This window comes from Mycoplasma sp. 1890 (genome assembly GCF_053851615.1).
Window position 1 is genome coordinate 62,737 of record NZ_JBSQAZ010000002.1, and the last position, 25,959, is coordinate 88,695.

Annotated in this window: 17 protein-coding genes; 14 read left to right on the forward strand and 3 right to left on the reverse strand. The window is 29.1% G+C overall.

What is annotated here, in order from left to right; all coding sequences use genetic code 4:
- Position 1: 1 nt before the first annotated feature.
- The 3 genes from mip (at position 2) to ACWXVO_RS00930 (ending at position 5,611) form a co-directional block, all read left to right on the forward strand.
- Positions 2-2,797 carry an Ig-specific serine endopeptidase MIP gene (gene mip / locus ACWXVO_RS00920; RefSeq protein WP_456001981.1) on the forward strand — a complete coding sequence of 932 codons (2,796 nt, stop codon included), beginning with the start codon at positions 2-4 and terminating at the stop codon, positions 2,795-2,797.
- Between the two features lie 604 nt (positions 2,798-3,401).
- On the forward strand, positions 3,402-4,775 hold the full coding sequence (locus tag ACWXVO_RS00925) for a putative cysteine peptidase (RefSeq protein ID WP_456001984.1): 1,374 nt from the start codon (positions 3,402-3,404) through the stop codon (positions 4,773-4,775).
- Positions 4,775-5,611 carry a hypothetical protein gene (locus ACWXVO_RS00930; protein WP_456001987.1) on the forward strand — a complete coding sequence of 279 codons (837 nt, stop codon included), beginning with the start codon at positions 4,775-4,777 and terminating at the stop codon, positions 5,609-5,611. Before ACWXVO_RS00925 ends, ACWXVO_RS00930 begins: the two co-directional genes overlap by 1 nt.
- Positions 5,612-5,783: 172 nt before the next feature.
- Here the strand turns inward: ACWXVO_RS00930 and ACWXVO_RS00935 are convergent, their stop codons facing one another.
- Together ACWXVO_RS00935 and ACWXVO_RS00940 are read right to left on the reverse strand one after the other, a co-directional pair.
- Positions 5,784-7,154 carry an APC family permease gene (locus ACWXVO_RS00935; protein WP_456001990.1) on the reverse strand — a complete coding sequence of 457 codons (1,371 nt, stop codon included), beginning with the start codon at positions 7,152-7,154 and terminating at the stop codon, positions 5,784-5,786.
- A gap of 442 nt (positions 7,155-7,596) precedes the next feature.
- Positions 7,597-7,914, reverse strand: a complete 318-nt coding sequence (locus tag ACWXVO_RS00940; protein WP_456001993.1) for a hypothetical protein — start codon at positions 7,912-7,914, stop codon at positions 7,597-7,599.
- A 190-nt stretch (positions 7,915-8,104) separates the two neighbouring features.
- Between ACWXVO_RS00940 and ACWXVO_RS00945 the strand changes: the two genes are divergently transcribed.
- The gene (locus ACWXVO_RS00945; protein ID WP_455993618.1) at positions 8,105-8,263 is read left to right on the forward strand and encodes a hypothetical protein; all 159 of its coding nucleotides are present in this window, start codon (positions 8,105-8,107) and stop codon (positions 8,261-8,263) included.
- Between the two features lie 551 nt (positions 8,264-8,814).
- Here the strand turns inward: ACWXVO_RS00945 and ACWXVO_RS00950 are convergent.
- A complete protein-coding gene (locus ACWXVO_RS00950; protein WP_444704773.1) occupies positions 8,815-9,255 on the reverse strand; it encodes a hypothetical protein in 441 nt (146 codons plus the stop codon).
- A 341-nt stretch (positions 9,256-9,596) separates the two neighbouring features.
- Here ACWXVO_RS00950 and rplJ point away from each other — a divergent pair, with 341 nt between their 5' ends.
- From rplJ to ACWXVO_RS01000, 10 genes are all read left to right on the forward strand, one after another.
- A complete protein-coding gene (gene rplJ / locus ACWXVO_RS00955) occupies positions 9,597-10,088 on the forward strand; it encodes a 50S ribosomal protein L10 (protein WP_456001996.1) in 492 nt (163 codons plus the stop codon).
- 44 nt (positions 10,089-10,132) lie between these two features.
- Entirely contained in the window at positions 10,133-10,504 is a 372-nt protein-coding gene (gene rplL, locus ACWXVO_RS00960; RefSeq protein ID WP_438340306.1) for a 50S ribosomal protein L7/L12, read from the forward strand.
- Between the two features lie 143 nt (positions 10,505-10,647).
- Positions 10,648-14,241 carry a DNA-directed RNA polymerase subunit beta gene (gene rpoB / locus ACWXVO_RS00965; protein WP_456001999.1) on the forward strand — a complete coding sequence of 1,198 codons (3,594 nt, stop codon included), beginning with the start codon at positions 10,648-10,650 and terminating at the stop codon, positions 14,239-14,241.
- Positions 14,241-18,701 carry a DNA-directed RNA polymerase subunit beta' gene (locus ACWXVO_RS00970; protein WP_456002002.1) on the forward strand — a complete coding sequence of 1,487 codons (4,461 nt, stop codon included), beginning with the start codon at positions 14,241-14,243 and terminating at the stop codon, positions 18,699-18,701. Before rpoB ends, ACWXVO_RS00970 begins: the two co-directional genes overlap by 1 nt.
- A 168-nt stretch (positions 18,702-18,869) precedes the next feature.
- The gene (rplU, locus tag ACWXVO_RS00975) at positions 18,870-19,172 is read left to right on the forward strand and encodes a 50S ribosomal protein L21 (RefSeq protein ID WP_438340303.1); all 303 of its coding nucleotides are present in this window, start codon (positions 18,870-18,872) and stop codon (positions 19,170-19,172) included.
- A 3-nt stretch (positions 19,173-19,175) separates the two neighbouring features.
- Positions 19,176-19,436: a 50S ribosomal protein L27 gene (gene rpmA, locus ACWXVO_RS00980; RefSeq protein WP_438340302.1), complete on the forward strand. Its 261-nt coding sequence runs from the start codon at positions 19,176-19,178 to the stop codon at positions 19,434-19,436.
- Between the two features lie 99 nt (positions 19,437-19,535).
- The gene (locus ACWXVO_RS00985; protein WP_438340301.1) at positions 19,536-20,024 is read left to right on the forward strand and encodes an MSC_0623 family F1-like ATPase-associated protein; all 489 of its coding nucleotides are present in this window, start codon (positions 19,536-19,538) and stop codon (positions 20,022-20,024) included.
- Complete coding sequence (locus ACWXVO_RS00990; RefSeq protein WP_455993610.1) at positions 20,014-21,558, forward strand: MSC_0619 family F1-like ATPase alpha subunit; 1,545 nt, start codon at positions 20,014-20,016, stop codon at positions 21,556-21,558. Before ACWXVO_RS00985 ends, ACWXVO_RS00990 begins: the two co-directional genes overlap by 11 nt.
- Positions 21,558-22,934, forward strand: coding sequence for an MSC_0618 family F1-like ATPase beta subunit (locus tag ACWXVO_RS00995; RefSeq protein ID WP_444704770.1), 1,377 nt, complete (start codon positions 21,558-21,560; stop codon positions 22,932-22,934). The genes ACWXVO_RS00990 and ACWXVO_RS00995 overlap by 1 nt, the downstream gene beginning before the upstream one ends.
- Before the next feature lie 583 nt (positions 22,935-23,517).
- Positions 23,518-25,899, forward strand: coding sequence for a phosphoketolase family protein (locus ACWXVO_RS01000; RefSeq protein ID WP_456002005.1), 2,382 nt, complete (start codon positions 23,518-23,520; stop codon positions 25,897-25,899).
- Positions 25,900-25,959: the final 60 nt, after the last annotated feature.

The window sequence follows — 25,959 nt, forward strand, 5'->3', positions numbered from 1 at the left end:
TATGAAATTAACAAAAAGAAACAAGGCAATTATTACTACGTTTTTTGGAATGCCGTTACTTTTTTCTCCAACATTTGCATTGATATCATGTCAGGATGACATAACATCGCTAAAAGACAATATTAAAAAACAATTAACCGAATTAGAGACATCTTTAAGAGAATTAAAAGATACCCGTAGTGATGCTAAACAATCGAGCGCTTATACTGAAGGAATAAAAGTTCAAAAAGAAATTAATGATATTCTAACTAATGAAAGCAGTGGCGTATTTGATTTGCGTAAGGCTAAAAATAAGGCAGATCAAGCCATTAATGCCATAAAAAGCGAAATTACAAATATTAAGGAAAACATTAAGAAAAATCAGTCTAGTGAGACACCGGACACAAGCATAAAATATTCGGATGATGAATTTAATGATGATTTTAACAAATTAATTATTAATACAAACATTGAAGATAATTTTGAACTTATTTTTAACAACTTTTTAACAGGCAATACCAAGTCACAGCTATTTGCTAGTGAGCTACAAAAGAATGTTTCCAATATAAAAATTAATTTTAAGGATGTAAATCTAAATAATAAAATCAGCATATCAATTGAAGGTATTATTTTAGAAGATGACGCTAATACTACCGGAAAAGCTAAATTTAATGTTGTTTTTAAAAATAAAGCAACATTAACAAGAAAAAATCATATATTTGAATTATCAGGTTTAAAAACTTCACCATTTAATAGCGATTCAAATGGTGATAAACCGAATAACAAAATTGATTCAAATCCAGAAGATAATGAAGTTTCAAAATATATTGGTTTAAGCCAAACAGAGCGTTTTAAATATGATAATGATAAATACGTCGGTTCGCTAAAGCAATATTTGGCTTTTTCTGCCGGTATTGATGATTGAACTAAATTAAGAGAAAATACTAAGGCAACTAGTGAACAAATTAAAAAATATGATGAAAAAGCAAAAACGTTAGGTCAAGATTCTTATGAAAATGCCGCATATAAAGGTTTTAGCTTGCCTTCATATAAAGCAGATGGCGAAGTCGATGGAATTGAACTATTTGAGCCTTCAGAATTAGGAAAACAACCTTCATGAGTTGATACACTAGGTAAAAATGATCCCTTTAAAACTAATGGCTTAGCAAGAAAAATTGTTAATCAAAAATATCTTGATATAGCCAAACAGACTTTTACAATTGCTTTAACAAGAGCCAATGATTTTAAAGATGAAATAGCAAAAATTGAATTAGCTATTAAACATTGGAAAGATCCTAATAATGAATCAGAATTTAGAAAATTAATTGACAAAAAGGTTGCTGAATTAAAAGAACAAAAAGAAGCTCTAACAAAAGAATTAGATGACAAAATTGCTAAGAACACCGATGTTCATTTAACTGAAAGTCTTCAAAAAGAAAAAGAAACTGAACTAAAAAAATATGATGACGCTATTGCAGAATATAAAAATAGAACTCGTGAAATCGAAATCCAAAAGCAACAAGCAGCTATTCTTGATTTAAAACTAAAAGCAGAATCAAAAAAACATTTAATTGGCGAAAATGGAACCACTTGAATTCTTGATTACCAACTTGATAGTAATGGTTATCCAACAAAATGATATTTAGGAACTAATTCTCACGTTGCAAGGGCATTGACTAATAATTTGACAAGCTTTTCAATAGCTAAGATAGACAATAAATTACAGGTTGGGCAAAGTTTACGTATTTCTGAATTAGACGATAATATTACTCGCTTTTCGTTTGAAGATCCTAGTGCAATTAGAAAGGTTTTTGATGGAACTGACTATTTAAAATCTCATCCATATGATTTCTTATCTGAGCGTCAAAAGAAAAAATATGCTGATGTGGAAGAATTTGTTGATTTTGCTGTTTTAGAAATTGATTTTACTAAGATTAATAAATATTATGCAACTTCAAATGACCAAAATGTAACTAAAAGATATCCACAAGTCGGTAGCAAAGATTTTGCACAAAATTTAGCAAAAGAAATTACTAATGATTATGCTAATCACGCTGATAAACAAGTTAAATTTAAACAAAAATCATACTTAAAGGATTATTCAAAAATTGATTTTCCTCTAAAATCTAAATTACCTCAAGATATAGATTTCTTGTATGCTGTAGGGTGGCCTTCATCACGTGAAGATTATTATTTGAAGAAATACATTGATGATGATCAAACTAAAAGAAAAAACAATAGTTTTAGCTTGTGAATTAATAGCGAATATGAATATTATGATGCAAAAATAACTAATGGCGAAGATGGTACACCTTCTTCATATCCAAAAGAAAAACTTGATCGAGGAAGTTTTCTTTCTTACCAAATTGGTTATCGTTCGTTTATTGATAAACCTGGTGTTTTAGATACATTTATAGCGGCTCCAAAAATTGGCGAAGATTTTTACTATGTTAATGGTAAAAGATATGTAAATATGGGCTTAGCTTATATTCCACGTAGATATGCACCGATTGGTGGTTCTTCTGGAACTTCTATTCGAAATCAAAATAATGAGCTAGTTTCAATATTTTATGCATCAAATATTTCGGCACGTGTCGGCCTATCGGTTGCTTTTAGATCTGAAGGTTATAACTATGATGGTTTATATGGCAAATATAATCTTCCACAATATGATCTAATTTATGGTGGTGGTAAAGAACAAAAAAATTCATATCGTGAAGCGCTAAAAGAAATCTATTCAGCCTCGGATTTTAAAACCAACCTATTTAAAAACGGATTGAATGAAATACCTTCTGAATTTAGATTCAATAATAATTAAGAATTAAGCAAGAATTATTTCTTGCTTTTTATTTTCCTTTTGAGTTTTCCAGTTTTATTATACAAAAATAACAAATCTATCTAAAATTGAGGTATATTTGTTATTTTTTAACTATCTTTTAACAACGTTTTTAATATCATCATAAATTTATCAAATGTCTTTTATTGTATTAGAATCCTCTTTTTTTGTATTTCATAATTTCTTTTTTTGGCGAATTTATATCAACCCTCTTTCCAGGCTTTGAAAAAATATCGACCAAATTAGATTCTTTTGACATGACTATATTAAATTAAAATGTTGTTAAAAAAATAAGAAAATAAAAAACCTATACTATAAATAGTATAAGCAGATTATTTGGTTTGAAATTCTATATTTTTTATGCCAAAACTGGGAAATACAAAAAAATAAATATGAAAATATATGAGTATTTTAAATATAAATTTAACACTATTTCTTAAAAATAATACAATAAAGATATGAAGAAATAAAAAAGGAGAATATGCGAAAAATAAATTATTTAGTTTTTCTTTAGTTACGATAGCTAGCATTATACCATTTACAATGGTTTCATTAAAAATAATGCCATATGAGGATACAAAATATATTGAGGAAAAGAAAAAAAGAAAGACAATATAAAGAAAAATTATCTTCATACTGTTTATATGATTTTATAAAATTAACTGGAAAAAAAGACACAAAAGTGAAATTTGTAAGTAGAAATTATCTAGATCCGGAAACAAATAAATATTCATATATAGTAGGATATGAGAAAGGTGGTTTTTCAATATTTGATCAAGAAAAAGAAAAAATAATAGAGGTTAATCCAAATTGAAACATATCTAATTTAAGTTCAGAAATCATGTCCAATGATAATTTGGTATATTACAGAGAAACCATCGGAGATATATCAATATTAAATAAAAATGATCGAGACAAATTAATGATAGGGGATCATAGAAGACCAAAAAAGAAGACTAATAACGAGAGCATAAACGAAGATTGAAAAAATAAAAAAGATAGCAAAAAGAGTAAAGTAAATTTCAATAATTTTAAATACCTTAATTTATCAGAACTGCAAAATGCAAAAAAATCGGAATATTCTAATCTTGGAATAAGAGATGAGTTGAATGGCTTTTTATATGCAGATAACGAAATAAATCATTCTTGAATTTTTAAAACAGAACCAAGAAAAACATTTGGAGAAAACGACACTTTTAATTATATATATGAAGAATGAGGAGGAATATGTGCATATATTACTGTGAATCAAATGATGCTATACAATCATTATTTTTTAGGTTCTAATTACATGACGATAACAGAAAGTGATAAATATATAAACAAAAAAGAAGACTTTCATATTGATATAACTACATTAGGACCAGAAGAATGAAGTCCAAGACATAGAAAATCTCCATCAATAAAACTAAAAGAAGCAATGGAAAGTTATTTACCAGAAATTAAGAAACAATATCTATACGAAAATAAGTTTTCACCTGAATTGAAAAATATTTATATGATAGATATGTTAAAAAAACATGTTTATAAGAATGGCGCCAGTTCAGAAGATAGACAATTTATGTTAAAAAGTTTCATAAAAAATAATGGTAAAACTGCAAATTATGAATTTAAAACATTAAAAAATACCAAAAGTATTAATGATTTTATAATTAATAAAAAAATTCCTTTATTTCTATGATCAAAAACAAAAAAGTTCGAAAATGGTAAATATGTATACAGAGATGGTAGTCACATATATGTAGCATATGGTTCCTACAATGATGGAAGAGTATTGATAAATTACAATTGAAAACAAAAACATTCTCAGGTGATACTAGATATTGATCATATTTATAGCGCAGAATATTTAGAACATAAAGGAAATACTGAACTAAAGCCATACTTCTGAGACGGCGTAAAACATGTAACTGGTGATGAAATGACAGAGTCACTTAAATTATGAGGATTTATAAAATAATGAAAAAAAATAAATGAATAAAAATAATAACTATCGTTCCATTTTTAAGTACTGTTTTATTATCTACAAGTTGTATAATTCACAAAAATGAGGATAATGAACAACATGAAGACATTATAAAACCAGGTGGGATTTATAAAGCTGAATACTCTCATAATCCGCTTTTATATTCAAAACTTCGCAATAAAGATAAAGGTGAGGTAATTAAAAGACCTTTTAGAAAAATAACTTTTAAAACAGAAAATAAATATCAAGAATTAATAGATTTTGTTAATGAAAATAAAGTTAAAAACTATTATATGCTTGCTATAAATGTAAAGTTGGAAAATAATGACACGACCAATAAAAAAGGATACGAAAAAGAATTCAAAATTTGGCTTACAAAAGCTAAAGAAATTACATTTTTGTACTTTCCTCATTCTGTAAAATTGCTAATTCCAGATCAATTTAATAATACAAGCGATTATTTTGCATCTCCTCTCAAAAAAAATGAAGAATTTATAATACCGATATCAAATGTAAGAACTATCAATGATGAAATGAAATTTAGAAATCCATTATATTTCGATACATGACAACCAGGAGAAGGAAAATGGTCCCTTTTAAGGATTTTAAGAAAAAATAAAATTAAGTTTAGCGCAGATAAAACTTTGGATGTTATTGATGGATTCACAATATGAGTTAATCATTATCATGAAGAGGCCGAAGCATCTGTTGTTTTTGAAAGATATTATCCTAAAATGGATAATAAAAGCGATGACGAATATATAAAAGAATACGAAATCGATGTAAAAAAAATAACTCATAAGAATAAACTTTTTACACTTGATTATTAATATTAAACCCAGCTACAGTTCTGGGTTATATTTTTTATTTTGTTAATTCTTATTCAAATTGCAACATTTTTATAGTTTAAAAATGTTTATTAAACTTATGATATCAAATTTATTTTTTAAGACCTAAAAATTCAAACAAGTAATCAGGAAAATTAGCAAAGTGATAATATAGCTATATTTTGAGCTCATAAGTTTTTGAAATATTTTTCTTTTTACGTCGTTTTACTGCTGAATATATTCCTCAAATGACAAAGCCAATCAACATTACACCTAGATAACTAGGTGCTAAAAATATAGTTCCTTTTGTGTATTCATCGCCTACAATCGGAGGAATAAAATTAACTACTAATATAAAAATTATTAAAATAATAGACAAAATAAATATTGTAGTTTCTCATCAAGTAAGCCTAAATGTTCTATGTTTGAATGCAATAACTAAAATCGAAATTATTACTAAAAGGTACTGCATTAAGAAAACCACGTTACCAGCATTAAGGATAAAACTAAATTGATCTTTTATGCCTAATGCATATGGTATTGCTGTAAAAATAATCATTGATATAACACTAAAACCTGTTGCAAATAATAATGCGTTTCTATATTCGCCATGCTTGTTTTTCTTGCCTAGTTTTGAAGGTAAGAATCCATCATGAGCTAAAGGAGCAACAATTCTTGAATAGTATATGTTTGCCGAAAGAGTGCTTGAAATTCTATTGAATAGTGTACCTATCATAAAAATTATAAGTCCAGCTAAACCTCATAACGATTGAAAGAATTTTGAAAATGAAGTGGATTCACCAATAAATCCTTTTTGCAGTCCTAACAGTAAGAGATATAAAGTAAAGTAAATTGCAAGTACAGCAGCAAAAATTAGTAATAATATCTTTTTAAAGCGTTTTGTTTCTACGTTAGCGCTTATTCCTGCAAGACCTTCTGCACCACCAAATGCATAAATAAAATTCAATACATTTAAAGTAATTATTGAGACTGAAACTTTGCTATTTGTCAAGATGTTATTAGCAAAATCGAGTGAACTAAAGGATAAATAAATACCTAAAGATACACCTAATATTATCGTTATTCATTTTACTGAAGCGGAAAATAAAATAAATCATTTAGATGTCTTTATTCCAAACGTTGCAATTAATGTCAAGGAAAGAAAGAATACAAGAGAAACAATTTGATAGATTAATTGATGTGATTTATCAAATTCTGATAGCAATGTTGAAAAAAATAAAATTGTCGTGGCTGAAAAAAGCGGTATCTGTGAGAATTGATTCCAGCCATTAAAAAAGACTCAAAATTTATTTGCTGAAGCCTTTTTGGCATAAACATATGAACCGCCGGCCTCATTTCCAAATGCTTGAGCTCCACGCGCAAATGCTAAAATAACACTAAAACTGATGAATGATGTTAGCGCAAAAACTAACATACCTCATATACCTTGAGCAATTATTCCTGTGATTGTTGTTATAAAACCAAAACCAACTATAAAATTAATACCATATAAGAAAAAACTTTTTTCACTAAATTTATTTTTCATTTTAAATACCTAATGCTCCTAATTATATACATTATTTGTTAAATATAAAACGAAAAAGTGCATCTTCACTAAATTTTATTAGAATAATTTTATGTAAAAAAAATGCAAAAGCATTCCTAAAAAAACGCGAATTTTTAATTAAAATCAATAACAAAATAATCAATTTGTATTGATTTTTAATATCTAAGGATTTGAGAGTTGCATATATTTAATTGCTATTTGTTTGCATGGATAACTAATCTAACATACAATTTCGTTCATTAAACTTTTAATTATTTTGAAAGAAATTTTGAGCTGCATTAACCGACATCAGAAATGGAAATTGCTTAATATTATGCCGAATAACGTTATTAATTTTGTCCATCATGGATTAGGTTTCATCATTGCTGTATCAGTCAAATAATTTTTTCTTTTAGAATATAAGTTTATGTATATTCTCAATCTAACCCTTTTGAGATGATGCAAATGCATTTGTGTGAAAAATTTGTTTGATACTCTTTATATTGTCCAACATATAGCTTTCAGATTTGTTATCTATTAATAAAGTGTTAATCTTAAAGTTAAATCTAGCAGCCAATTTTTCGAGAGCTCTTTTTATTGCTCTAGCATTGAGTCTTGATATGATTGCATAAGATTTTTTTGTTAAGCGATTTATCAAAGTTAATATGACTTTCTTTGATTTTATATTTCTATAGACTATATCCATTTCATAGTCATTCAAAGTTAATCAATCATTAATTTCTTTAGGTTGTTCATGCATTATTTTGCCAGCAGTTTTTTCTTAGGTTTATGGCACTTAGATTTTGACCTAAATGACTTCCTATAGACTTATAAGTAAGTAAAATATCATATGGGATAATAAACTCATTTCTTTTTTGAATTTGTATAGTGTTGAGGATGTGCAATAAAAGCATCTTTGTTAGATATTTTTTTAAATAAAGAGTTGAAAAATGAGTTTTATTCTTGATCTAGGCAAAATCGAAGAAGATGAAAAATTTGATGGTTACTTTGTTTATGAAACATCAAGAAAAGATCTTAAACTTGAAGAAATTGTTTTAGTTTATCGCAAACAATATCAAATTGAAGAAAACCTTAAAACATTGAAATAATCACCAAAAATCTGACCGATATTTATCCGAACTGAAAAACATATTCGAGGGCATTTTTTACTAAATTTCATTGCATTAATTGTTTTATTTTACAATATTTGAAATTAATGAATTCTATCATCAACAAGGTTTTATTGAAAAATAACCAATACTAAGTTAATTGATTTTTTTTTTTTTTTTTAAAAAGACTGTAATAAGTTAACTAAGTTAAGAAACGAGAAAATAATTGAAGACAGATTTATTAACCCCGCTATTAATAAGAGCAATGAAGAAACTTATAATGAAATTTTAGAAATTGTAAAAAATTGTATATAAAAAAACAAAAAGTGTGTTTTGCTTGAAAATAATGGTCAATTTTACACTTTTTATTTTTTGCTCAAAAACTTAAGAAAATCTGAAAAATGAAAAAATGAAATTTTTTCACATTTGAGTTTTCCATTTTTCCCCTTAACTTAATACTTTATGTATTAAGGTTTATTTTAATTTTTGTTTTATTCTAGATTTGCATGATTACCACTAACATGTATTACTTCTCTAATAATAGTGGCCTCTTATTGAGTGTTGATTTGCGGATTTTGTATTGTTTGATTGTTTTTTTGTAACAATTGTCCACATAAACTACAATAATTTCCATTATTTATATAAATTTTTGCTTTATTAAAATTTGTTTGTTCAGTCATAGCAATAATTAAACCTATTAATCCTAAAAGTGGAAGAAATAACCCGATTATCATTAATATTCTAGCTGCTGATAAACCTGTTTTAACCATAGCTATAAAATAAAATACTAAACCTATAATATTTAATATCAACGCTGGTCCCAAAGGTAAAAAAGGTAAAATAACAAATATTTCTTCAAATATTTCTTCATTAGAATTAGATTTTATGTTAACTAAAGCTAAAAACAAAAACATAACTAAGGCTATTGTTAAAAAAAGTGCGCCAAAAATATATATTATAAAAGATGTAATTGCTGCATTTTTACCTGTCATAATAAAATCCTTGTATTTTGTAAAAAAGTTTCCATTCCAATTTTTTTGTTTGCACAAATAGATTGAAAAAATAGAAGAGTCAAACACCAAAAAACGCTTGACTTTTGTTTTGACTCCTATTAAAATATAAATAATCAAAATAGAAAATGAGTCAAAATATATTGTATACTATAAATACACATTAAATAATGGAAAATTATGATAATGATATTAAATTTTTATTTTTTCTATGATATAATGCTTTTGCAATATATGAAGACAGTAACGGCAAACGCTTAATAAGTTACCGAGTATGCTTGACTATTGATATTGCAAAAACATAATTTAAAATAGGAGGAGAAATGAGCGCATTAAGGGATGCTAAGGTCTTAGTTGTTGATGAAATTTCTAAAAACCTAAATCAGTCTAAGGCTTTATATGTTGCTATGTATAAAACTTTAGATGTTAGTTCGTTGCAAGCAATTCGTAGAGAATTGGCTAAGTATGGCGTTTTAATAAAAGTTTATAAAAATCGTTTAGTTAAACAAGCCTTATTATCGACAGAACACAAAACATTAAATGATTATCTTGCTGGCCAAAATATATTTATTTTTGCTAATGAAGATGACTTAATCACACTAAAAGCATTAGCTAAATTCAAAAAAGAATACCCTGCCTTACAATTGGTTGCTGGTATTTATGAAAACAAAGTTGTTGATGCAAAAAATCTTGAAGAAATTTCAAAACTTCCTTCATATGAAGAATCACTTATGATTCTTGGAAACTCATTGCTTGCACCAATTAGAAATCTTGCAATTGGTCTAAACGAGTTAGTTAAACAAAAGGAAATGTAAAACCTAATAATCAAAATATAAAATAAAATTTTAAGGAGAAAAATATGGCTAAATTAACAAAAGAAGAATTCGTTTCAGCATTGAAAGAAATGAATATTAAAGAAGTTATGGAACTTGTAGAAGGACTAAAAGAAGAATTTGGAATTGATCCTAGTGCTGTTGTTGCTGCCGCTGCTCCAGCTTCTGCTGAAGTTGTTGAAGAAAAAACAACATTTAATGTTACATTAAAATCAGACGGTGGAAATAAACTTGCTGTTATTAAGGCAGTTAAGGATTTACTAGGTTTAGGTTTAATGGATGCTAAGAAATTGGTTGAGTCAGCACCTGCCTTATTAAAAGAAAATGTTAAGAAGGAAGAAGCAGAAGAATTAAAGGCTAAATTAGCTGAAGTTAAGGCTGAAGTAGTTTTAGACTAATAAAGATAACATAAAAAACTGGCTTAAAAAGCCGTTTTTGTGTTTTTTATATAATATAATAATGCGCATACATGCGTATGTGTAAACTGTTGTAAATACTTTGAGTATATTTTAGTAAATTTAAACAAAAAATGAGGTTAGATATGAACAAAAAACCAGAATATGTTTTAAGAAAATTTGGACCGGTTACCGAACGTAGAGATTATTCAATTAGTCAAAAGAAATTCGATACTCCTGATTTCTTAAAAATGCAAAGAGACTCTGTTGAACAATTTTTAACCAAAGGTGTTGAAGAGGAATTGAGAAACATATATCCAATTGAATCACGCGGAAAAGTAAGAATTGAGTATATTGAAAATTCTGCTACTTTTGAATATCCTAATAAAACTGAATTTGAGTGTATTAAAGAGGCAAAACAAAAAGGTTCTTCATATCAAGGTAAGTTAAAGGCTAAATTAAAGCAAGTTAATGAAGAAACAGGTGAAGTTACACCTGCTGAAGTTGTTTTTGCTGAAATTCCTATTATGACATATGGAGGCTCATTTGTCATTAATGGTTCAGAAAAGGTTATTGTCTCTCAATTAATTCGTTCAACCGGTGCTTACTTTGGAGTTAATGTAAGAAATAAACAGGCTAATGACTTGTTTAATAAAGTTGAAATTATTCCTCAAGTCGGTTCATGAGTTGAAATATACCACAAAACTACTTCATCTAACCCGGACACCGTTAAGGTGCATATTGATAAAAATAAATCATTCTTATTATCTACTTTTTTGAAAGCACTTGGTTTTACTGAAAAAGGTATTAAGAAAATGTTTGGTGATATTCCAGAATTAAATGAAACTTTACGAAAAGATAAAACATTAGGTAATACTGATGAGGAAATTACAAGGGATGCCCAGGAAACAATATATCGCTTAATTAGAAAGGGTGATAGAATGACCGCCGAATCGGCCCGTAATTTAATTCCATCAACTATTTTTAATGAAAAAAGATACAGTTTAACTGAAACTGGTCGTTTTACTTTGAACCGTAAGTTAAATATCGCCGAAAGATTAGTAAACACCTATTTAGCTGAGCATATCATTAATATGGATGGCGAAGTTAAGTATGAAAAAGGTTTGTTAATTACTTGAGAAATAGCAAGAAAGATTGCAGAGGAATTTAGATTAGGCATTCTTCCTTTGTGAAAATTGCCTGATGTTGATCCTTCAGTATATGGTAATCAATTGGATATGCCTGGAAATGAAAAACTTGCTTTGCGTTTATCTGTTCCGAGGGTTTGAGTTTATCCGACAGAAAATGACATGATAAATGACATTAATAAAGTTCAAGTGCTAGGTAATGATCCTAATTCAACTGAAAACTTTTTACTAATTCCTGATTTAATTGCAACAATATCATACTATTTTAATTTATTGTTTAATATTGGTGTTGATGACGATCCTGACTCATTAGTAAATAAAAGAATTGTTACTATTGGTGAGCTTTTGCAAAATCAATTTAGAATCGGTCTAATTAAATTAGAAAAAAATACTCGTGAAAGAATTTCAACCAAGGAAACATCAAAGATTACGCCAAAGAATGTGACAAATAATAAACCAATATTTAACCAGTTTAAATCATTTTTCAATACATCAAAACTTTCGCAATTTATGGACCAATGTAATCCGTTAGCTGAAATTTCGAACAAACGTCGTATTACCTCGCTGGGGCCAAGAGGTCTAAACCGTGATACCGCCCAATTTGAGGTTCGTGATGTTCACCCTACCCATTATGGAAGAATTTGCCCAATCGAAACTCCTGAAGGGCCGAATATTGGACTTATTCTTAATCTTGCATCATTCGCAGACATTGATAAATACGGATTTATTAAATCGCCATATTTTAAGGTTGAAAACAAAAAGGTAGATTTTTCAAGTCCGCACTATTTAACAGCCATCGAAGAAGCTGGGTATACATTTGCGCAATCAACCGTCAATATTGAAAATGATATAATTGTTGATAAAATGGTAATGGTTCGTCGTGATAATGAATATCTTGAAGTCCCAGCTAATGAAGTTAATTTTGTTGGGGTTTCAAACCGTCAAATGACCTCGATTGCTGCTTCTGCTATTCCTTTTTTAGAAAACGATGACGCTAACCGGGCATTAATGGGTTCTAATATGCAACGTCAAGCTGTACCTGTATTATTCCCTGAAGCTCCATTAGTTGCAACTGGTGTTGAAGCTGATATTGCTAAATATTCCTCAACAAACATTATTGCTAAATATGATGGTGTGGTATCTTATGTCGATGCTAACGTTATCATCATTAAGAGAGATGAAAGTAATAAGAGAGATGAATACCATTTAAGAACTTTCGAGAGATCTAATCAAGGTACTTTAATTCATCAGGTTCCATTAGTTAAGGTAGGTCAAAGTGTTAAAACTGGAGATTTACTGGTTGATGGTCCATCAATGAAAAATGGTGAAATGGCATTAGGCAAGAATGTTTTGGTCGGTTTCACAACATGACATGGTTTTAATTATGAGGATGCTGTTGTTTTATCAGAAAGACTAGTTAAGGATGATGTCTATACTTCGATTCACATTGAAGAACAAACTATTCAATTTAGACATTCAAAAGCCGGTGAAGATATTTTAACAACTGATATTCCTAATGTTTCAAACCACTCAAAGCGTTTCTTAGATGATAATGGTATCGTTAGAGTTGGTTCTGAAGTTTCTGCAGGTGATATTTTGGTTGGTAGAACATCGCCAAAAGGTGAAGAAAACCCAACTCCTGAGGAAAAACTGATGGGAGCTATCTTTGGACAAAAGACTGCTTCAAAAAAGGATACATCACTAAAAGTTAAACATGGTCATAATGGTACAGTTGTTGCTGTTGATGTTTTAAGTCGTGAATTTGGCGATGTTCTAGAAGATGGTATTGAAAAGATTGTTAAAGTCTCAATTGCCCAAAAGAGAAAAATTAAAGTTGGGGACAAGATGGCAGGTCGTCATGGTAATAAAGGCGTTGTTTCCGTTGTTTTACCAGTTGAGGAAATGCCTTATTTAGAAGATGGTACTCCACTGGATATTGTTCTTAACCCTCAAGGTGTTCCATCACGGATGAATATTGGACAAGTTCTAGAATTGCACCTTGGCTTAGCTGCGCAAAAATTAAATACAAAATTTGTTACTCCAACATTTGATGGAATTACTCATAATCAAATTAAAGAAATTCTTGAAGAAGCAAAAATTAATCCATCAGGTAAATCTGTTGTGTATGATGGTCGCACTGGTGAACCATTTGATCAACCAATATCGGTTGGGATAATGTACTATTTAAAACTATATCATATGGTTGATGATAAAATGCATGCTCGTTCAGTTGGACCATATTCATTAATTACGCAACAACCGCTTGGTGGTAAGTCGCAAAATGGTGGGCAAAGATTTGGGGAAATGGAAACATGAGCCATCGAATCATATGGTGCAGCAAATTTATTACAAGAACTATTAACATATAAGTCAGATAATATTAATGGACGTAATCAGCTTTATAACTCGCTTGCAAGAAAAACAAAGTTGCCAAAGCCAGGTATGCCTGAGTCGTTTAATGTTTTGGCATATGAACTAAGAGGTTTGTGCATCAAACTTGAAACTCATGATGATTCACGAGAAGAAAATGAGCTTGAATATGAAAGAATTGATACTAAATATCAACAAGATTGAGATGGGGGAGCAGAATAATGAAAAACAATGCAAAATTCGATTTATTAGATGAATCAAAAATTAGAAAAATTTCTTTATCATTAGCTACTCCTGAGGATGTTGAATCTTGATCGCATGGGGAAGTTACAAAACCAGAAACTATTAACTATAAATCATATAAACCTGAACGTGGTGGTTTGTTTGATGAAATTATTTTTGGACCAATGATAGATTATCGTTGTCCTACTTGTGGTTATAAATATAAGAAAATAAATGAAGGTTCATATTGTACAAGAACTGATTTGTGTCGTAAAGAAAATGTTCAAATCTTGCCTAAAATAGCACGTAGAAATCATATGGGGCATATTAAGTTAAATAGCCCTGTTGTTCATTTTTGGTTTTTTAAGGTTGACCATTCAATTATTTATAAATTATTAGGTTTAAGAATTTCGAGTCAAAATTCATCTGAAACAGTTAGAAGAGAGGAACTTGAAAATCTTATTTATTATAAAAATCATATTGTTGTAGAAGATGGTGGACTTAAATCATTACCTAAAAACTTAATAATCGAAATCAATGATGCTGCTGTTATATATAAAGAAGCATTGGATGAATTATTAACACGTTTTGATCCAAAAAATCCAGATCATAAAGAAGCTTATGATGAAATTTCAGAAACAATTGAGCAATTGGTTGAAAAAGCTACTTCAAAAATTGGTCAAGAATATGGAATTGACTTTTATGAATTAAATGATATCATCCAACATTACTCAGATGCAAAAATTATGACTGGGGCAAGAGCTATTGAGTATCTATTGAAGAATTTAGATCTAGTCGCTGAAAAAGCTTATGTAACAGAGCAAATTAATCAGCTCAATTTACAAGAATCTAAAAATCCCGAAAAGTTTGCAACTACTACTAAACAAAATAGGGAAAAATTATATAAGAGATTGCAAGTTATTAACGCGTTTATTGAATCAAAACAATCGCCAACAAATATGCTAATTTACAATTTACCAGTTATTCCGGCTGATCTTAGACCATTAATTCAATTGGATGGTGGTAGACACTCAACAAGTGATATAAATGAGCTATATCGTAGAGTTATTATTAGAAATAATCGTTTACAAGAATGACAAGAAAAAGATGCTCCTGAACTCGTAACGCAAAACGAATTACGTATGGTTCAAGAAGCCGTTGATGCTTTAATTGATAATCAAAGAAGAACCCCTAACCCTGTTTTATCAAAGGACAATCGTCCATTTAAATCTATTTCAGATGCACTAACAGGTAAAAAAGGACGTTTTAGACAGAATTTGCTTGGAAAACGTGTAGACTATTCTGGCCGTTCTGTTATTGTTGTTGGACCAAATTTAAAGATGCATCAATGCGGTATTCCAAGAGAGATGGCTGCAAAATTATTTGAGCCATGAATTATTGCTCGTTTAATTGATCAACAGGTTGCAACAACTGTTAAAAATGCTAAGAAAATAATTGAAGATCAAAATCCAATTATTTGACCTCATGTTGCTGAAGCAATTAAAGGAAAATTAGTACTTCTTAACCGTGCTCCTACGCTTCACCGTTTGTCTATTCAAGCATTTGAACCGGTTTTAGTTAGAGGAAAGGCTATAAGATTACACCCTTTAGTATGTACCCCTTTTAATGCCGATTTTGATGGTGACCAAATGGCTGTTCATGTGCCTATTTCGGAACAATCATTATTGGAAAGTCGTGAATTGATGCTTGCCAATAAAAATATTCTAGGCCCTAAGGATGGAGAACCTATTATTAATCCTTCACAAGATATGATTTTGGGTTTATATTATTTAACAATTGAACAAAAAGATGCTAAGGGCGAAGGAAGAGTCTTTGACAATTATGATCACATGATAAGGAACCTTGAAGCTAAAAAAGTTTCTTTACATGCAAGGGTAGCATTACCTGCTGAAGAGGTAAAGAACTCCAAAATATTTAATAAAAATACAATTAATCAACAACTTTATGTTATTTCAACAGTTGGTAAATTTATTTTTAACAATGTGTTTCCAAAAGATTTTCCTTTTATCTTTGATAATAAAGTAATAAAGGCAATTAATTTAGAGGAATATAAGAATGAGTTTAATAAAACATATGTAGTTAAAGCTGGTATAAATATTCCTGAATATATTAAGACCTTGCCATTGCTAGATGCCTTTAATAAAAAGAATATTGCCAAGATTATTCGTTACATGTTTGATAACTATGTTGCAACGATAAGCATAGCGGAAGTTGCTAGCGTTATTGATAAAATTAATGATTTGCAAGATTCAGATATTGTTTTAGAATTTCTAAAATTAAAAACCTATAAGGGCCAAAATCTTGAAAGAGAACATGCAGATTTATTGACTGAATTTGTTTTAGAAGAAAAACAAAAATTAAATTTAGAAAATGAAGAGAGATACCGCGGACAAATTCATATTCCATTAAGTGCTAAAGAGAAAGCTAAATTGTTAGACAAGGTTTGATTTAAATATACAAATATTGTTGCTTCTATTCTTGATGATATTAAACAACTTGGCTTTGATTATTCAACTACTTCAGGTATTTCTATTTCCTTCTCGGATATTTTAGAAACTGAAAAGAAGAAAGAATATATCGCTGAAGGTGATGAATATATTGCTAAATTAAAAAACTACTACAAATTAGGTTATATAACTGATGATGATAGATACTCGTTAACTATTAAAAAATGAGCTGAAATCAAAGATAAAATCCAACAAGAATTGCAAACAATCATTAAAGAAAATCCGCAAAACCCAGTTATCACTATGATTAACTCAGGTGCTCGTGGAAACATTTCGAACTATGTTCAATTAGCCGGTATGCGTGGATTGATGGCTAACAATACAAAAACCACTAAAGCTGATGCTAAAAATGATAGGGTTGTTCGTTCGACCGTTGAAGTTCCCGTTAAGTCATCATTTATCGAGGGCCTAACCGCATTTGAATTCTATTCGTCAACCCATGGTGCTAGAAAAGGTCTTACTGATACTGCACTTAATACTGCTAAATCAGGTTATTTAACAAGAAGATTGGTTGATGTTGCTCAAAATATTGTGGTTAGAGAAGAAAATTGTGGTTCGGAATATGGATTTTTAGCTAGAAATATCATTGATACTAAAACAAAACAAATTATTGTATCTCTAAAAGAAAGAATAATTGGTCGATTTTCAAATAAGCCAATTTATGATAAAGAAGGTAATTTGATTTGTGGTCGAAACATCCTAATTACTAATAAGATAGCACAAAAAATTATTGATGCTGGTATTGAAGAAGTTGAAATTAGATCGATCCTTGGATGTAATACTCGTAATGGTGTATGTAAAATGTGTTTTGGTAAAGACTTAGCAACAAACCGTGTTGTTAATATTGGTGAAGCAGTAGGTATCATAGCTGCTCAATCAATTGGTGAACCTGGTACACAGCTAACTATGCGTACATTCCATACTGGTGGGGTTGCTGGTGTTGAAGATATTACTGGTGGTTTTACTAGATTAATTGAATTAATTGATGCTCATGAACAACCATGAGGTAGACCAGCAACAATTTCGCCATATCAAGGTATTGTAGTTGATATTGAAAAACTTGAAAAATCTGATAACGATTATGTTGTTTATATCAAAATTCTGAATAATAAAAATCAAATTGAAACTAGATCTATTTTAGTTAATACTAATAAGAAATTAAGAGTTTCTATTGGTGATGATGTTAAAGTCGGCCAAAAGCTTTCAGAAGGCCCAATTATTCTAAAAGAGTTATTAGCACTAACTGATGTTAGAACAGTCCAAAATTACTTACTAAAAGAAATTCAAAGAATTTATCGTATTCAAGGTATTGCTATTAGTGATAAATATATTGAAATTATTATTAGACAAATGATGTCTAAAATTGTTATTAGTGATCCCGGAGATTCAAAATTCTTTGCTGGTGCTATTGTTGATATCTTTGATTACCAAGAAGAAAATTCGTTATTATTATCTCAAAACAAAATTCCAGCATATGGAAGTGTTGTTATTAAAGGTGCTAAACAAGTTCCACTGTTGTCTGATTCGTTTTTGGCTGCCGCTTCATATCAAGAAACTTCGAAAATTCTTGTTAATGCTGCCATTTCTTCTAGAACAGATAATTTAAGTGGTCTAAAAGAAAATATTATTGTTGGAAAGAAAATCCCTTCAGGAACTGCACTATATTCATTTGAAGAACATTCTAAATACGATATTAAACCATCGATTAAATACTTTACAAATTTTGATGAAAATGAAGAACAAGACGATATTGAATTAGGCGATGAAAATATGATTGATTTAGATACTTTGACACAAGAATATGATGAAGAAGGTCTTAGCGATAAAGGCTTTGTTAATGACTTTGCTGATGATTTTTATGACAATGAAGATTTTGAGACTGATGATAATGAATCAGAAGAATTTGATGATAATAAAATAGATTACGAATAATTAATTAGAATAAGGACAAGGAATAATTTCCTTGTTTTTTTATTTTGCCGAAATATACGCAAATTTGTGGTAAAATAATCAAGTTACTTATAGAGTAACCATTCTAAACAGGTTTTTAAACTTTTTAAAAGTACCTCAAAGATGTGACAAAATATAAGGAGATTTTAAATGTTTGCAATTATCGAAACAGGTGGTAAACAATTAATCGTTAAAAAAGGCGATTCTATTTATATCGAAAAAATCGATGGAAATGCAGGGGACAAGGTTGTTTTTGATAAAGTTTTAGCAGTCGAAAATAAAATTGGAACTCCATATTTAGAAGCTGCTTCTGTTTTAGGTATCATTGAAAAACAAGGGAAAGCAAAGAAAATTGTTGTTTATAGACACAATGCTAAATCAACTCATAAACGTAAATTAGGTCACCGTCAACCTTATACAAAAGTTCAAATTGCAGAAATTAAGGAGAAATAAGACATGGCACATACGAAATCTGGTGGAACAACCTCGAATAGTAGAGACTCGGCTGGTAGAAGATTAGGAGTTAAGGCTACTGATGGACAATTTGTAACAGCCGGAAGCATTATTTATAGACAAAGAGGAACAAAAATCTTTCCTGGCAATAACGTAGGCAAAGGAAAAGATGATACATTATTTGCTTTAATAGATGGTATTGTAAAATTCGAAAATAGAATTAATAGAAAATTTGCTTCAGTATATCCTATTGTAGAAAAATAATGGCTTTGCTATTATTTTTTTATTATCAATTCCTAAATTATTAGGAAATTATGGTTATAATAATGTTGTTTTATTATTTAACTTATTTTAAGGAGAAAAATGCCTGAAAAAAAATCTATATTAATAGATGGAAATAAAGATAGAATTTTGTTCTGGTTTGAAGATCAAAAAAATCAAAATGAAATTAAATTAATTGATTTTAATAAACTTATTTCAACTATTTTATTTAAAGGTAATTTTAATACAAAGGATTCCCGTGTAATTGACTTTCTAGAGAGAATTAAGAAATCACTTATGGATTATCTACCTATAAAATTTGCCAATTTTATTGTTAACTTCGAAGAAAACGCTATATTTAGCATTTATAAAAAAGTTCCATTAATTTATGTGAATAATGAAGAATTTGAATGAAATAATGACTTCGAAAAATTATATAATGAGATTCTTAAGGACCTAATAAAAGATGGATATTATGTTGAATTCTTGCCTAACATTATTTTATATTTCTCAGACATAGCAGGAATTTTGAAGTTATATATTAAAAAAAGTTATTTTATGAATAATAAAGGAGAAGAAAATGGAAAATAGTAATGCTAAACCAAATAAAAATCCCAAGATAATTTCTATTTTTGGTTATATTGTTGAAGTATCAGGACAATTTCCTTATGAACAAGGACAACAATTTGTTTGCGAAAGAGATACAAATATTAAATTAATTCTTATTAGTGCTACAAATGATCACGCGTTTTTATTAGCTAATAATGAAAATAAAGAGTTAAAAATTAATGATACAATAATCGCTACCCAAAAGCGTGATGTATTTACTTCAAAACAACATTTTGGAAATGTAGTCGATATTTTTGGCGATGTTGTTTTACCTAAAAAGCTTGCTGTTGAAAAACAAAAAAATGATCCTGAAAGTGCCACATTTAAACTTGCTCATCAATTAATGAGTGTTCAAACATTAAATGAGCAACTATATACAGGATTCACATCAATAGATTTATTAATTCCTATCGGAAAAGGACAACGTGAATTAATTATTGGGGATAGACAAACCGGAAAAACTCACATAGCAATTAATGTTATCTTAAATCAAGCAAAAACCAATACCAAGTGTGTTTATGTTGCAATTGGACAAAAAAGAGAAAGCATATCTAAAATTTATAATACCTTAAAAGAACATGATGCTTTAAAAAATACTATTATTGTTGATGCGCCTGCTACTAGTGCATACGAGCAATATCTAGCTCCGTATGTAGGTATGGCACATGCTGAAAACATTTCATTAACTGATGATGTTGTTATTATATTTGATGACTTAACAAAGCATGCTAATATTATTCGAGAAATTGCTTTATTAACTGATAAGCCTGTTGGTAAGGAAGCAATGCCCGGCGACATATTTTTTGCTCATTCACAATTATTAGAACGTGCTGGTTCATTTAAAAATAGAAAAACAATTACTGCTTTGCCAATTTTACAAACTATTGATGGCGATATAACTTCATTAATTTCTTCTAATGTTATATCAATTACTGATGGTCAAATTGTAACTAGCGCTGACTTATTTTCTCAAGGTGTTTTACCGGCTATCAATATTAATTTATCAGTTTCAAGAACTGGTTCATCAGTACAAAATAGAATTATGTCAAAAGTAGCTTCAGAAGTAGGTAAAATCTTTAAACAATATAAGAGACATTTAAAGCTTGCTGCTCTTGATTATGAATTGAATAAAGAAACCGCAACATTATTGTACAAAGGAAAAATGATTGATAAGATGTTTATCCAAAAAGGATATACATTATATTCGAATAAATTTGTTTTATTGATGTCTAAACTAATTTCATGAACTATATTACATGGAATTAAGGATGAAGAAAAAGCGCTAAGATTTATCGATCTTTTAATTGAAACAAATCAGGAAGCTAAAAATGCTTATAATACTATGCAAACAAGTACAGATTATGATGATAAGATTATGAAAAACTTTTTTGCATATGCTTTAAAACAATATTCAGATTATTTAAATTTAGGATGAGATGTTGAATATGAACATGAGTTTGTTGAATTTAGTAAGGAATATTTAGAATTAGTTGCTAAAAAGTTAGGAGATAAATAATGGGAAAAATAGTTAAATTATGATCTGACATTATTGAAGTTAAATTTAATAAAAAAGAGTTGCCATTAGTTAATCAATTACTAACAACGAATGACGGCAAAACTTATTTATTGGTAAAAAGAATTATTGATGAGGAAACAATTAGAGCTATTATTATCTATTCTTCAAAAGAAATTAACATCAATGATGAAATTATTAATACCAAACAAAGTTTTATGGTTCCAGTTGGTTCAGGTTCCAAAAATAATATCTATTCATTTGAGGGAAAACCGTTACTTGAAAAACGTGGAACAAAACCTATATATATTGAAATGAATTCAATTATTAACAACGATCGCTATCTAGAGAGTAATCTAGAAATAGTTGAAACAGGAATTAAGGCAATTGACTTTTTTATGCCAATTATTAAAGGATATAAATTGGGTATATTTGGTGGCGCCGGTGTTGGTAAAACTGTTTTAATGAAGGAAATTATTTTTAATGTTAATAAAAAATCAACAAAGACTTCAAATATTTTTATTGGTTCCGGAGAAAGATCACGTGAAGCTATTGAATTATTTGACGAGTTAGAATCATCAAATTTAATGAAGAATTCAGTAATGTATATTTCAAAAATGAATGAATCACCAGGAGCTAGAATGTCGATTGTACCAATTGGTATTACAGCTGCCGAATATTTAAGAGATTATGAAAAAGATGATGTCTTATTATTTATTGATAATATTTATCGTTTTATTCAGGCTGAAAATGAGGTTTCTGCTTCATTGGGTAAAAAACCTTCTGTAGGTGGTTATCAATCTACATTAGAATCAGATGTTGCTAATGTTGAAAATAGATTATTTAGAAACAAAAATGGGTCAATAACATCATTCCAAACTATTTTCTTGCCAATGGATGATTTAAGTGATCCATCAGCCGTTGCAGTATTTAACCACCTTGATGGTAATCTTGTTTTATCGCGTAATCAAACCTCAAAAAATATTTTCCCTGCTTTTGACCCTCTAGCTTCTTCATCACACTCTGTTGATGAAAAAATTATTGGTAAAGCACACTTTGACGCTATCATAGAAACAAAAAGAATTTTAAAAGCATATAAAGACCTTGAAGATGTTATTTTGATTCTAGGATTTGATGAATTAGATGAACAAAGTAAGAATACAGTTAAAAAGGCTCTTCAATTGGAAAATTTCTTTACTCAAAACTTCTTTATGACTGAACACTTTACAAAATCTCCCGGTGTTTATGTTTCGTTGGAAGATACGATAAAATCTGTTCAAAGAATTTTAGATGGTAAATATTTAAAACAAAGTCCCGAAATTTTTGCTTATGTTGGTTCAAATCTAGATATTCCAACTGATGAGGAATTAGGATTATAAAATTACTTGCTTTTGTTGAACATAGATAAAAAATCCAGTCACATTTGTGCTTGGATTTTTTTAATTAGTTGCTAATAGGAAATAGTTAAAAGAAAAAAAAGAAGAAATAAGAGGCTTGAGTTCTTTGTTTATTGATTATGTAAAAAAAGAAATTGTAATAGAGATACGCCAAACATTGTAGTTTCATATATTGAAACATCAAAATATTAAATTATATTTATTTATCAGTTGTAATTCATCACAAAACAAATAAAATTCTCAATTAAAATTTATTTTCAGTAAATGGTCTAGATTTAGTTATTAAACATATGTTAAAAAAATGGCTTTTTATAACTAAAAACTATTGTAGAAAATTATAATAAATTGATATAACAAAAAAGATTACAGTTGTCATTAAATCAAGAAACTCGACATACGCTTTTGGAGAAATTGACAATAAAATGTGTTTTTAAAAAAATAACTATGTTTATTGTAGGGCATTTTTTGTTTTTATGTATGATTAGCTATTAACCCCTTTACTTCTTAATAAATTGATGTAAAATATTATTACTATATTTTTTGCAAAAATATATTATGGAGGAATATGAATAGTAATTTTGATAAAAAAGAATATTTTGAATTAATGGATAAGTGATTTAGAGCAGCTAATTATTTAAGTGTTGCTCAAATCTATTTAAGAAACAATCCATTATTAAAAAAAGAATTAACAAAAGATGATATTAAATTATATCCTATTGGTCACTGAGGAACAATTCCTGGACAAAATTTTATTTATACCCATTTAAACCGTGTTATTAATAAATATGATTTAAATATGTTTTATATAGAGGGTCCTGGACATGGCGGCCAAGTCATGATATCTAACTCATATTTGGATGGTTCTTATTCAGAAATTTATCCCCAAATTTCACAGGATGAAAAAGGGATACAACGAATGTGCAAGCGTTTTTCATTTCCTGGTGGAACAGCAAGTCACGCCGCTCCTGAAACACCTGGATCAATTCATGAAGGTGGAGAGTTAGGCTATTCATTATCGCATGCAACAGGAGCAATATTGGATAATCCTGGTGTGATTGCGGCTGCGGTTATAGGCGATGGTGAGGCTGAAACTGGGCCCCTTTGTGCTGGATGATTTTCAAATTCGTTTATTAATCCAGTGAATGATGGTGTTGTTCTTCCTATCGTTCATCTAAATGGTGGAAAAATTTCTAATCCAACTCTTTTAGCAAGAAAACCAAAAAAGGAAATTGAACAATATTTTTTAGGTTTAGGTTGAAAGCCATATTTCTTTGAATGAAGTGGTAATAAAACTAGTGTTGAAATTCATCAAGAAATGGCTGAAATCATGGATCAAGCTATTGAAGATATTCTAAATATTAAGGCTAAGGCAGAATTAGTCGGGCCGAATAGTGCAACAAGACCATTATGGCCTATGCTAGTTGTTAGAACTCCGAAAGGTTGGACATGTCCAAAAGATTGAGATGGACAAGCAATTGAAGGCAGTTTTAGAGCACATCAAGTGCCATTGCCTGTTAGTGCTTTTAATGTTACTCACATTAAAGAGTTAGAAAAGTGACTAAAATCATATAAACCTGAAGAACTTTTTGATGAAAACGGAACTATTCTAGCTGAAATTAAAAACCTGGCTCCAAAAGGTAAACAAAAAATGGCAACAAATCCAATAACAAACGGAGGAATCAATTCACGCTATCTAGATTTATCTCCATGAGAAAAATTTGCTACTAATGTTGAATATCCTGGTAAAAATAAAGGGCAGGATATGGTTGAGCTGGGAAAATATATGGCTGATGTTGTAACAAAAAATCCTGATAATTTTAGGGTCTTTGGTCCTGATGAAACAAAATCAAATAGATTATTTGAACTTTTTAGAGTTACTAAGCGTCAATGATTAGAGGAATATTCAGACAAATATGATGAATTTGTTGGTCCTGTTGGTAGAATTATTGATTCACAATTAAGTGAACACCAGGCTGAAGGCTTTTTAGAAGGTTATGTTTTGACTGGACGCCATGGTTTTTTTGCTTCATATGAATCATTTTTACGGGTTATCGATTCAATGTTAACTCAGCATATGAAGTGATTAAAGAAGTCTTTAGAATTGAAATGAAGAAATGATTATCCATCTCTAAATATTATTGCAACTTCAACAGCATTTCAACAAGATCATAATGGTTATACGCACCAAGATCCTGGCCTTTTAGGCCATCTTGCCGACAAACGCCCTGAATTAATAAGAGAATATTTGCCTGCAGATTCTAATACACTTTTGGCTGTTATGGAAAAATCATTAACTGAAAGAAATGTTATTAATCTAATTGTTGCTTCTAAGCAACCGCGAGAACAATTTTTCAATATCGATGAAGCAAAAGAACTTGTTGAAAAAGGCTATAAGGTTATTGATTGAGCTTCAAATGTTAAGGAAACAGAAACGCCTGATATTGTCTTTGCATCCTCTGGTGTTGAACCGAACCTAGAAACACTAGCAGCAATTTCTATTGTTCATAGTCATTTTCCTAAGCTTAAAATCAAGTATATTAATGTTGTTGATTTATTAAAATTAAGAAATCCTAAGATCGATCCACGTGGAATTAGTGACGAGGAATTTGATAAGGTATTTACAAGAGATAAACTAGTTGTGTTTTCTTTCCATGGATTCGAAGGTTTAATAAGAGATATTTTCTTTGATCGAACAAATCACAATTTAATTATTCATGGTTATCGTGAAAATGGTGATATAACAACTAGTTTTGATATCAGACAATTAAGCGAAATGGATAGATACCACATTGCTAAAGATGCAATAGAGAAATTATATGGTTCTAAGGAACAAAATTTTATCGATTTAATGAACAAAAAAATACAAGAACATAATGAATATATTCATGAATTTGGCTACGATATGCCAGAAGTTGTTGAGTGAAAATGAAAAAATATTAATGAGTAAAAATACGTTAAATTGCAACAAAAATGAGCCACCTAACATATATAGTAAAATGTTATAGGT